Origin of the sequence: Corallococcus carmarthensis (assembly GCF_003611695.1) — a bacterium.
GTDB lineage: Bacteria > Myxococcota > Myxococcia > Myxococcales > Myxococcaceae > Corallococcus > Corallococcus carmarthensis.
This window is the reverse complement of record NZ_RAWE01000273.1, coordinates 1-11,872: the sequence shown is the minus strand read 5'-3', so window position 1 is coordinate 11,872 and position 11,872 is coordinate 1. Positions and strand designations below refer to the sequence as shown.

Sequence of the window (11,872 nt, the reverse complement as noted above, 5' to 3'; positions counted from 1 at the left end):
TCCGTCAGCTCCGCGCCCCCCCTGCCCCAGACGCCTCCGGCCCCGGGGCCGGAGGCGTCTGGGGCAGGGGGGGCGCGGAGCTGACGGATGGCAAGGTGACAATCTCCACCTCGACCGCCTTCGGGCGCGTCCGGGCCATGCGTCCGGTGGACGACGGTGCCAGCCACAACAGCCCGAAAATCAGGACGTGCAGCGCCAGGGATATCAGTCCTGCCCATCCGAGACGTCGCAGCCGCCGCATGCTCGGACGCTTCCAGAAAGCCCCTCCTGTCTCAACCAAACCCGGTGTGTGCGTTCGAGAAACGACGTCCCACCCGCCGAGCAGGCAACCCTTCAACCCCTGGAACGTCCCCCGGGTGACTCGACGCAAGCCGTGACACCTGCTGTGCTGGCTCCCTTCCGCGTGCCTCCCATGCCCCTCGCCTGTCTGGACGAACCCACGTTCATGGACCTCCTGCTCGGGACGCTGCCTCCCGACAGGGCCTCGCGCGTCGACGAGCATCTGGACACGTGTCCCTCCTGCCGCCGCATGGTGTCCGAGGCGCTGAAGGTGCAGCCGCCCGCCACCACCCCGGAGCCTGTTCCGCCGGAGGAGGAGGTCCTCGACAGCCAGCTGGCGACGCTGGCCGTGGACCCGTGGCGCGGGAAGAAGCCGCGCCTGCGCCTGCCGACGCCGCCGCTCGCGCGGGGCACGGCGGTGGGCCGCTACCTCATCCTGGAGATGCTGGGCGTGGGCGGGATGAGCGTCGTGTACGCCGCCTATGACCCGGAGCTGGACCGCCGCGTCGCGCTCAAGCTCCTCCAGGTGGAGGCGCTGGGGCTGGGGGCGGAGGCCGGCCGCACGCAGGTGCTGCGCGAGGCGCAGGCCATGGCCCGCGTGTCCCACCCGCACGTCGTCTCCGTCTTCGACGTGGGCACCTTCGGCCGGCAGGTCTTCCTGGCCATGGAGCTGGTGGACGCGCACACGCTGCGCAAGTGGGAGCACGACGGGCCGCACCCGTGGCGCCAGGTGGTGGAGGTCTTCCTCGCGGTGGCCCGGGGGCTCGCCGCCGCGCACGCGGTGGGCGTCGTGCACGGCGACGTGAAGCCGGAGAACATCCTCGTGGGCCAGGACGGCCGCGTGCGCGTCACCGACTTCGGCCTGTCGCGGATCATGTCCGGCGCGGTGGCCCCGCCGGTGACGCCCGGAGGCGCCACCCATCCGCGCGCCATGGAGGGCGGAACGCCCGCGTACATGGCCCCGGAGCAGTTCCCTCCCGACGAGCGCACCGACGCGCGCAGCGACCAGTTCGGCTTCTGCGCCGCGCTCTACGAAGGCCTCTACGGCGAGCGGCCCTTCGCGGGCGCCACGGTGGAGGAGCTGTCCCAGGCGGTGCACGCGGGGCGCGTGAAGAGCGTGCCCCGGCACTCCGGCGTGCCGCAGTGGCTGCGTCGCGTGGTGGTGAAGGGCCTGTCGGTGAAGCCCGAGGACCGCCACGCCTCCATGGAGGCGCTCATCGCCGCGCTGGAGGCGGACCCCGCGGCGCGCCGGACGCGGAGGCTGCGCGTGGCCGGTGCGTCGCTGCTGCTCCTGTCGGCGGTGGGCCTCACGCACGCCCTCCACGGCCGCGACGCCACGGGCTGCGAGGGCGCCGCGCGCGCCATGGACGGCGTGTGGGACGCCTCGCGGCAGCAGGCGGTGGAGGCGGCCTTCGTCGGCACCCAGCGCCGCTTCGCGCACGACGCCTTCCGCCACGTGCGCCGGGGGCTGGACGCGTACACCGCCGCGTGGGTGACGACGCGCACGGCGGCCTGCGAGGCCACCCGCGTGCGGCACGAGCAGAGCGAAGCGGTGATGGCGCTGCGCATGCGCTGCCTGGACGCGCGGCTGGCGGACGTGGCCGCGCTCACGCAGTTGTTCACGCAGGCGGATCCGGACCTGGTGGAGCGGGCACCCCGCGCGGTGGAGGGGCTGGCGCCGGTGGCGGGATGCTCGGACGTGGAGGCGCTGACGTCGCGGGGCCACTCCTCGCCGGACGACGCCGCATCGAGGGACCGCACCGTCGCGCTGCTCCAGGCGCTCGTGGACGCGAGGGCCCTGCGCGCCGCCGGCCGCTATTCGCAGGGCGTGGCGCGCGTGGAGCCGGTGGCCCAGTCCGCGCGAGCCGCCGGAGACTGGTCCGGCGCCGCGGACGCGCTGCTGCTGCTCGCGGAGCTGAAGGACGGGGCCGGGGACTACCGGGGCGCGGAGGCCACGGTGCTCCAGGCCGCGTGGACCGCGGAGGCCGGCCGCAACGATGACGCCGCCGCCCGGGCGTGGACGCTGGCGGTGCGTGTGACGGGTGAACGGCTGGACCACTACGCGCAAGGGCAGCAGGCCGCGGAGCGCGCCAGCGCCGCGGTGGAACGGCTGGGCGGCAGCAGGGAACTGGCCGGCGCGCTCGCGATGAACCTGGGCCGGCTGTTGTCGCGACAGGGCCGCTACCCGGAGGCCCACGAGCAGCTCACCCGCGCGCTGTCCTTCCTGGAGAAGCGCTTCGGCCCGGAGGCCCTGGAGGTCGCGGACGTGCGCGTGGAGCTGGGCACCGTGCGCCGCTCGCAGGGGCGCGCGGAGGAGGCCCTGGGCCTGTACGAGCGCGCCCTGGGCACCGTGCGCGGAGCGCTGGGGCCCGAGCATCCGGACGTGGCGCGCATCCGCCTGGAGCAGGCCAGCGTGCGCTGGCAGCAGGGCGACTTCGTGCAGTCGGAGCGGCTGGCCCGGGGCGCGCTGGCGTTGCTGGAGCGCTCGCTGGGGATGGACCACCCGCAGGTGGCGGACGCGCTCAACAGCCTGGCGCTGGCGCTCCAGTACCAGGGCAAGCGCGAGGAGGCGCTGCCCTTGTACGAGCGCGCGCTGCGCATCGCGGAGACGACGGAGGGGCGTGACAGCTCCACGGTGGCCATCATCGTCAACAACATCGGCACGCTGCTGGTGCACATGGGCCGGCTGGAGGAGGCCACCCAGCGTTTCGCCACGGCGCTCGAACAGGTGGAGAAGAGTCTGGGCCCGGACCACCCGACGCTGGCGCTGGTGCTCCGGGGCATGGGCCAGACGCTCAGCTACCGCAATCAGCCGGATCAGGCCCTGCCGTACTTCCAGCGCGCCGCCGCGCTCCAGACGTCCCTGCCGGACGACGTGAACGGCGGCTGGACGGGAGCGCTGGTGGACCTGGGGCGCACGTACATGGTGCTCGGCCGGCCGCGTGAAGCGCTGGCCCCGTTGGAGAAGGCCGTCACGGGCTGGGAGCGTGCCCGGCCCCGTCCGGCGGAGCGCCCCGCCGCGCGCTACATGCTGGGCCGCGCGCTGTGGGACGCGAAGCAGGACCCGGTCCGCGCCGTGCGGCTCGTCGCCGAGGCCCGCCAGGAAGCCGCCGCGCTGCCCGACGACGAGTCCTCCGTGCCGGAGCTGCGCCAGGCGATGGACCGGTGGATCGCCAAGCTGCCCCCCGCCGCGCGCAAGGACATCAAGGCCGCCATGGCCACGCCGAAGCCCGCGGACCCGGCCCGGGATGCGCTCATCCGGTGAGCGTTTCAACCAGCGGTGAGAAGGCCCGGAGCCGCCAGCCAGAGTCCGTGGCCCCGGAGGGAGACGCGCCTCCGGCGAGGGCCTCGCATGAGGGCGAGAAGGCCCGGAGCCGCCAGCCGCCCCCTTCCTCGACAAGCCCCGCCGGGCGGGCGCGAGGGGCCCCCGTTATACGGAGGGTGGAATGACGCTCCTCTCGGACCCCCCTGTCGCCGCCCTCCCGCCCGAAGCGGGCGTGGACGCACTGGCCTCGCTGCTGCGCGGACGCCGCGTCGTGGTGCTCACGGGCGCCGGATGCAGCACCGAGTCCGGCATCCCCGACTATCGAGGCCCGGAGACGCGCCACAAGGTGCGCAACCCCATCCAGCACCGCGAGTTCCTGCGCCAGCCGGAGGTGCGCCAGCGCTACTGGGCGCGCAGCCTGCTGGGCTGGCCGCGCTTCACCTCCGCCCGTCCCAACGAGGCCCACTTCGCGCTGGCCGCGCTGGAGAAGGCGGGCGTGGTGCCCGGCCTCATCACCCAGAACGTGGACGGCCTGCACCACGCGGCCGGCAGTGAGCGCGTGCTGGAGCTGCACGGCGCGCTGTCGCGGGTGCGATGTCTGGCGTGCGGCGCGCAGGAGCCGCGCGCGTCGCTCCAGGCGCGGATGCTGGGCCTCAACCCGGACTTCGCGCACGCCGTCGTGGAGCTGCGCCCGGACGGTGACGCGGAGCTGCCGCTGGACGCGGTGGAGGGCTTCCACGTCCCCGCGTGCACGCGCTGCGGCGGGACGCTGAAGCCGGACGTGGTGTTCTTCGGGGACAACGTCGCGGCCCCGCTGGTGGAGGACGCATTCGCGCTCGTGGAGGAGGGGGACGCGCTGCTGGTGGTGGGCTCGTCGCTGACGGTCTACTCCGGCTACCGCTTCGTCACCCGCGCGGCGGACCGGCACATGCCCATCGGCATCCTCAACATCGGGGAGAGCCGGGGCGACCCCCTGGCGGATGTGCGCGTGGAGGCGCGGGCGGGCGACGTCCTGCCCCGGCTCACCCAGGCGCTCACGCGCACCTGACGTTCCTCCTCCTACACCGGGCGTGCGGCCGGGCCACCGGACAGCACCGAATGGGCACGCCGGGGGAGGGGTCAAGTGTGCCATCATCCCCGGCTTCGCGAGGCACGCGCGCCAGGCCGTGCCCGGGACGGAGACACCAGGCCGATGGACACCGGACGCCCCCTGGGCGGCAGGTACGCGCTGGAGCGCCGGATTGGCGGCGGTGGCATGGGCGCCATCTGGCGGGCCGTCGACCTGCAACTCCAGCGGCACGTGGCCCTCAAGCTCATCGCCTCGGACGTCGTGGCGCGCACGCCGGAGGCGCACCGCCACTTCGAACAGGAAGCGCAGGCCGTGGCCCGGCTGCGCCACCCGCACGTGGTGCAGGTGCACGACTCCGGCGTGGACGGCGGCGTGCCGTACATCGTCATGGAGCTCTTGGAGGGCGAGGACCTGGAGACGCGCCTCACCCAGCAGGGGCGCCTGTCTCCGGCCCGGGTGGCCGCGCTCGTCACGCCGGTGGCCCGGGCCCTGGCGGCGGCGCACGCGGCGGGGCTCGTCCACCGCGACCTGAAGCCCGCCAACCTCTTCCTCGCCCACGTGGACGGGGAGGAGGTGGTGAAGGTGCTCGACTTCGGGCTCGCGCGCTCGCTCCTCCCCACCGGCGCGCCCGCGCAGGCCGAAGGGCTCACCGGCACGCTGCGCTACATGAGCCCGGAGCAGCTGCGCGCGGATCCGGACCTGGACGCGAGGGCGGACCTCTGGTCGCTCGCGGTGGTGCTCTACCGCGCGCTCACCGGCCAGTTCCCCTACGGCCCCGAGTCCGTGGGCGCCCTCCTGCGAGGCACCTTCCATCCGCCCGCGGTGGCCGTCTCGCAGCTCGTGCCGGAGCTGGGCGCGGGCGGGGACGCCTTCTTCGAGCGCGCGCTGCACCCGAAGCTGGAGCAGCGCTTCACGTCCGCGCGGGAGCTGGCCGCCGCCTTCGTCGCGCTGGTGGAGGCAGGCCGCGCCGCGCAGGCCGCGACGGTGCTGGTGGTGGACGACGAGCCGGACGTGGAGGTGCTGATGCGTCAGCGCTTCCGCCGGCACGTGCGCGACGGCGTCTACCGCTTCGTCTTCGCGCGCGACGGCGAGGAGGCGCTGGAGGTGCTGCGCCAGCACCCGGACACGCACGCGGTGCTGTGCGACCTGAACATGCCGCGCATGGACGGGCTCACCTTCCTGTCGCGCGTGGGCGAGGTGGATCCGTTGGTGAAGGTGGTCATCGTCTCCGCGTACGGCGACATGCCCAACCTGCGCACGGCGATGAACCGGGGCGCGTTCGACTTCCTCGTGAAGCCGGTGGACCTGGACGACCTGGAGTCCACGCTGGCCAAGACGGTGCGCCACGTGGCGGAGCTGCGCCGCGCGGTGCGCTCCACGGAGGAGAACGCGCTGCTGCGCATGTTCGTGCACGGCGGCATCGTGGACCGGATGCTGCCGCTGGTGCGCGGCCCCGGCGGGCTCGCGGGCGAGCAGGTGGACGCCTCGGTGGCCTTCCTGGACGTGGCGGACTTCACCGCCGTCACCCGTCAGCATCCGCCGGAGTCCGCGCTGCGCCGGCTCAACGCCAACTTCGAGGTCATCCTCCCGGAGCTGGAGTCGCGCGGCGGCGTGGTGGACAAGTTCCTGGGCGACGCCGTGATGGCCGTCTTCCAGGGCGAAGGCCACGTGTCGCGCGCGTTGGACGCCTGCCTCGCGGTGAAGCAGCGGCTCCAGGCCCTGGCGTGGAGCGGCGGTGACGCGTCCCCGTATGCCCACGGCATCTGCATGGGCGTGGACACCGGGCCGGTGGTCTCCGGCAACGTGGGCGCGGCGGGGCGTGGACGCCTGGACCACACGGTGCTGGGAGACGTGGTGAACACGGCGGCCCGGCTCGCCACCGTGGCCGCGCGCGACCAGGTGCTGGTGAGCGAGACGCTGGCCGCCCGGCTCAGGGACGCCTTCGACTGCCGCCTCGCCGGGGAGCGGTACCTGCCGGGGCCCGGAGGCCAGCCGCTCGGGGTGCGCGAGGTGGTGGCGCGCCAGGGCAGCCAGTCCGCGTCCTCCGCGGACCGCACCTCCGCACAGGTGGCCCCCGCCGTCCTGGAAGCGCCCGCCTCTCCGCCCCGCGCGGAGGCCTTCACGGCCAAGGGGCCCACCTGAAGCCCGTCCTCTCCACGCGGTCTTGAGCGCATGCGCCTCGTCCTCAACCCAGGCCAGGTGGATGAACGGGTGGTGATGCTGCCGGAGGGCACCACCACCATCGGCCGCACCGAGGAGAATGGCATCCGCGTGCCGCACCCCAGCCTGTCGCGGCGCCATGCGCGGCTGGAGCGCGCGGGTGGGCGCGTGGTGCTGGTGGACCTGGACAGCAAGAACGGCAGCTTCGTGGGACCGCACCGCGTGTCACGACAGGAGCTGGGCCACGGCCAGTCCTTCCGCTGCGGCGAGGTGTGGTTCCGGCTGGTGTCCTCGGACACGCCGCTGCCGGATGGCTGGGGCCCGCTGCGCACGCAGCCGTTGGAGACGCGCTTCTCCGGCGGGCCCATGGAGGCGCTGCTCGACACGCGCTCGCCGGACCGCACCCGCGACAAGCTCCAGGTGCTCCTCAAGGTGGGCCAGATCCTGTCCTCCCCGGGCCCGGTGGATGGGCTGTTGGAGCGCGTGGTCCAGCTGGTGTTTCAAATCTGGGCGGTGGACCGGGCGGCGGTGCTGCTGGTGGACCGGGACACGGGGGCGCTGGAGCAGCGCGTGGCGCGTGGCGCGCGGGGTGGAGCGCTGCCGGAGCGCTTCTACAGCCAGCACATCGTGGACTACGTGCACTCGCGCGGCGTGGCGGCCCTCTTCACCGACGCGAAGGACGACGCGCGGCTGGTGGGCGCGGACTCCGTCTTCCGCCAGTCCATCCGCGCCTCCCTCTGCGTGCCCCTGCGCACGCGCGACGCGGTGCTGGGCGTGCTGTACCTGGACAGCCTCACGCAGGGCGGCCTCTTCACCGACGAGGACCTGGAGTTCCTCACCGCCTTCGCCAACCAGGCCGCCATCGCCCTGGACCACGCGCACCTGGCGCGGCGGCTGGAGGAGGAGGCGGTCCTGCGCAACGCCTACCAGCGCTTCTTCCCACCGGACGTCGTGCGCCAGCTGAAGGCACTGCGGGGCGTGCCGCTGGAGGTGCGCGAGGCGAACGTCACCATCCTCTTCTCCGACATCACCGGCTTCACCGCCATGTCCTCGCGCCTCAAGCCCCGGCAGGTGGTGGACATGCTCAACGCGTACTTCCCGGTGATGGCGGACATCGTCTTCCGCCACGAGGGCACGCTGGAGAAGTACATCGGCGACGCGCTGATGGCCGTGTGGGGCGCCCCCTTCGCCCGGCCGGACGACGCGGACCGGGCCGTGCGCGCGGCCGTGGAGATGCAACACGCCCTGGCGGCCCTCAACGCCCGCTGGCGGGAGGAGGGCACGCCGGAGATCCAAGTCCACATCGGGCTCAACTCCGGCCCGGTGGCCGCGGGCAACATCGGCTCGGAGCGCTACCTCCAGTACGCCACCGTGGGAGACGCCACCAACGTCGCGGCCCGGGTGTGCGGCGTCGCGGGCCCAGGCGAGGTCCTGATGACGGACGCCACGCGAGCCCTGCTGGACGCGGACGCCTTCGCGCTGGAGCCCCTGGCGCCGGTGCGGGTGAAGGGCCGCGAGGAGCCCCTGTCCCTCTTCCGCGTGGGCGGCTGACGGCTACTCCGCGTCCTGGCCCAGCCGCTCTGGCTGGATGAGGATGATCTGCCCGCCCTCGAAGCTGAGCATCCCCTCGCGCACGTAGTAGCGCAGCCACTTGTTGACGCTCTCGCGGGTGACGCCGCACAGGTTGGCCAGCTCTGACTGCGTGAGCTTCGGGGTGATGACCAGCCCTTCGGGGGACTGCTTCCCCTGCGTCTTCGCCAGCTCCAGCAGCACCCGCACCAGCCGGCTTCTCGCGTCCAGGAAGGCCGAGTCGTAAACGAGCTGCGTCGTGCGCCGCACCAGCCGGCTCATGTTCGCCAGCAGCGCCAGGCTCACCTGCGGCCGCGTCTCCAGGTAGCGCCGGAAGTCCTCGCGCTGGAGCGTGAGCAGGTGCGCCTCCTCGCGCGCCATCGCGTCGGTGGAGCGCATCTCTCCGTCCAGCAGCGACAGCTCCCCGAAGGCGTCCCCCCGGTCCAGCAGCGCCAGGGTGATTTCCCGCCCCTCGCTGGAGGACAACCGGATGGCCACCTGTCCCCGCCGGATGATGAAGAGGGCGGTGCCGACATCCCCCCGGTGGAAGATGACCTCCCCCCGTGCGAAGCGCCGGGGCTGGAGGAGCGACGACATGTTCTCCAGGTCCTCCCGGCCGAGGCTTTCAAACATGGGGATTTCGGCCAGCAGCTGCGCGTAGGACATGAGGGGAGCGCCATTGTGCCTGGATTCCCTGGATACAGGTAGGGAAGCCTCCCATCCAGGTCCGGCGGACAAGTCCGGCGGGTGTGAACGCCTTCACACCGGGCTTGTGGGCCGCTTCACAGATCGAAACAGAGGGTCCCGGTACTGTTCCTTCATCGCAGCACGGGAAGCAGGGGGGCCCGCGCAGCAGTGACACGGTGAGTCGGGGAGTCGGGGGACTTCTTAGCTCACCGCGACATGCGCGGGAAATGGGGGGGACCGCAGGGGCTGGCACATAGAAGGGGGAAGCGTCGAGTTTCTGAGGGGGAACTCGACGCGAATACGAGTGCCGGCTCCCGTTGGAGCCTGAAAAGCAATGGACCCGGGCCTGAAGGCCTGTCGCTCCGGGGGGAGTGACGGTCTTCAAGTCCGGGTTGTTTTATTTGGCCAGGGCCACCGCGGGCGTGAGCGTCAGCGTGGCCTCGCGGTGCTGCTCCACGGCCTGGCGCGTGTGGAGCATGGGGTGGAACTCCACCTTGCGGTTGAGCTCCATCAGGTCATCGCGGTGCTTGTGGAACAGGTGTTCCGTCTGCCCCGGCGCGTGGATGGACACGGAGCGGGACAGGTCCGCCATGTCGACAATCATCCGCAGCGCGGTGCCGTGGACGACCTTGAAGGGGTGGCTCCAGAGGAACGAGGCGCCGTCCACGGAGTAGTTGTCCCCGCGGGCCGGCACCGGGCGGCTGTTGAAGACGCGCCGGATGGGGCCGGGGATGGCGGGCCCGCCCAGCGTCTGGTGCGCGTAGGTGAGCTGGTGCACCTGGCCCCAGGCCCATGCTTCCGGCTTCGGGCCGTACGTCTTCACCAGCCACGCGGTGGCCACGCCCAGGGCCGCGCGGAGGATGTCGTCGCGCGTCTCCTTCTCCGGCGTCTTCGGGTCGTCCCACCAGTCGCTGTCCGGCTGGGACATCAGGCTGATGACGAAGGGCATGTGCAGGCTGCCGTGCCGTTCGTACTGGCCCTGCAGGTATTCCTTCACCAGCGACGGCTCCAGCTTGTGCTGGAGCAGCTTGCGCAGCACCTCGATGTACCAGGCCTGGAACACCGTGGCGCCCACGGCCTCCGGCTCGCAGCGCAGGTCCCACGCCTTCAGCGCGTCCACCGCCTGCCGCTGAAGGTCGTCCGCCGGGAGCGCCGCCGCCAGGAAGTAGGGGCGCAGCGCCTCCGCGGGCAGCGAGTACGTCTCCGCCTGGATGTCCCGCATGGTCCCCACGGTGTGCTGCGTGCCCGCCTCCAGCAGGTCGGTGATGCGCTTGGCGCGGTAGCCCGGGAACCAGTTGTGCGCGATGAGGTGCGGGTAGTCGTCGGACGTGATCTTGTTGTTCGCCGTGGCCGCGTAGCCCGCGGGCGGGTTGAAGGACGCGGGCAGCTCCTCGAAGGGGATGAAGCCCGTCCACTCCGCGTCGCCCGTCCAGCCCGGCATGGGGATGAGGCCCTGGTGGCCCTGGCGGATGGGAATCTTCCCCGTGGCCTGGAAGCCGATGTTGCCGGCCGTGTCCGCGTACACGAAGTTCTGGCCCGGCCCCTCCCAGCGCTTCATCGCATCGCGGAAGGACTCCCAGTCCGTCGCCAGGTTGAGCTTCAGCACGGCGTTGATGAGCGGCTGGCATTCCGTGTGCGCCCACTTGAGGGCCAGCGGCTCGCTGCCCTTCAGCTCGTCCGCCATCACGACGTTCATCAGCGGGCCGTGCCGGGTGCTCCGCACCTCCATCACCACCGGGGCGCCGCCCTTCACCGGAATCTCTTCGCGGCGCACGTGCAGGTCGTGCCAGGTGCCCTGGTAGAGGTACTGCTTGGGCGCCTTCGGGTCGTCCAGCTTCTCGATGTAGAAGTCCTGGGTGTCCGGCCCCAGGTTGGACATGCCCCAGGCCACCTTCCCGTTGTGGCCGACGATGAGCATGGGCACGCCGGGCAGGGAGAAGCCCACGTGCTGGAAGCGGCCGCCGTGCAGGCCGTTCTCGTACCAGGTGGACGGCATGCCCAGCGGGATGTGCACGTCATTGGCGAGCAGCGGCTGGCCGCTCTTCGTGCGCTGGCCGTGCACCACCCAGTTGTTGCTGCCGGAGACGATGTTCGGGTCGCCCATCACCGCGTCCACGCTGTCCAGTCCGGACATCGTCTTCACGGACTTGAGGCCCGGCAGGCGCGCCTCCTTCGGGACGATGAGCGGCGTCTCCGGCGCGTTCTGCGGCAGCAGCGCGTTGGCCACCTCCTCGCCCACCGCCGCCACCAGCCGCGCGCGGAAGAGCTCGATGCGGTGGTTGCCGCCCAGCATCATCGCCAGCAGGTTGCCGCGCGCGAGCGAGTCCACGGGCGTCCAGGGCGTGGGCGCCGCGTTCATCACGGTGAACTCGTAGGGCAGCGGCTCCGCGGCGATGCGCGCGTTGATGCCCGCGCTGTAGGCCTCCAGGATGGCCCGTGCCTCTGGATCCACCTGCGCCCAGGCCTGCTCGGCCATGTGGCGCAGGCCCATGGTGCGCAGGAATTGATCCGCGGACACCCCCATGGGACCCAGCAGGGTCGCGAGCCGGCCGTCCACCAGCCGGCGGCCCATCTCCAGCTGCCACAGCCGGTCCTGCCCGTGCACGTAGCCCTGGGCGAAGAACAGGTCGTGCTCGTCACTGGCGAAGATGTGAGGCACGCCCCACGTGTCGCGCAGCACCTCCACCTTGCCGTGCAGGCCGGGCAGCGTGAGGGTGCCTTCCTCGCGCGTCCAGCGGCGGCGGGCAAGCCACGGGCCCACGCCGGGGGCGGCCACGGCCATGGCGGACGGCAACATGCGCAGCATGCGCAGGACCTGGGAGATGGCACTCATGACGCGGAGG

At 72.4% G+C, this 11,872-nt stretch carries 6 protein-coding genes; 4 read left to right on the top strand and 2 right to left on the bottom strand.

The genetic code is table 11. The annotated features are described in order from the left end of the window. Nucleotides 1–412: 412 nt before the first annotated feature. The 4 genes from D7X32_RS47695 to D7X32_RS39575 all read left to right on the top strand — a co-directional run bounded on the left by D7X32_RS47695 (nt 413) and on the right by D7X32_RS39575 (nt 8,324). Entirely contained in the window at nt 413–3,544 is a 3,132-nt protein-coding gene (locus tag D7X32_RS47695) for a tetratricopeptide repeat protein (protein ID WP_120607703.1), read from the top strand. 181 nt (nt 3,545–3,725) lie between these two features. Further along, nucleotides 3,726–4,592: an NAD-dependent protein deacetylase gene (locus D7X32_RS39585; protein ID WP_120607702.1), complete on the top strand. Its 867-nt coding sequence runs from the start codon at nt 3,726–3,728 to the stop codon at nt 4,590–4,592. 144 nt (nt 4,593–4,736) lie between these two features. Then, entirely contained in the window at nt 4,737–6,755 is a 2,019-nt protein-coding gene (locus D7X32_RS39580; RefSeq protein ID WP_120607701.1) for a protein kinase domain-containing protein, read from the top strand. A gap of 30 nt (nt 6,756–6,785) precedes the next feature. After that, complete coding sequence (locus tag D7X32_RS39575; protein WP_120607700.1) at nt 6,786–8,324, top strand: adenylate/guanylate cyclase domain-containing protein; 1,539 nt, start codon at nt 6,786–6,788, stop codon at nt 8,322–8,324. 3 nt (nt 8,325–8,327) lie between these two features. Here the strand turns inward: D7X32_RS39575 and D7X32_RS39570 are convergent, their stop codons facing one another. Then, on the bottom strand, nt 8,328–9,008 hold the full coding sequence (locus tag D7X32_RS39570; protein WP_120607699.1) for a Crp/Fnr family transcriptional regulator: 681 nt from the start codon (nt 9,006–9,008) through the stop codon (nt 8,328–8,330). A gap of 418 nt (nt 9,009–9,426) precedes the next feature. Then, the coding region (locus tag D7X32_RS39565; RefSeq protein WP_208752700.1) for a penicillin acylase family protein at nt 9,427–11,872 on the bottom strand (2,446 nt) is incomplete at its 5' end.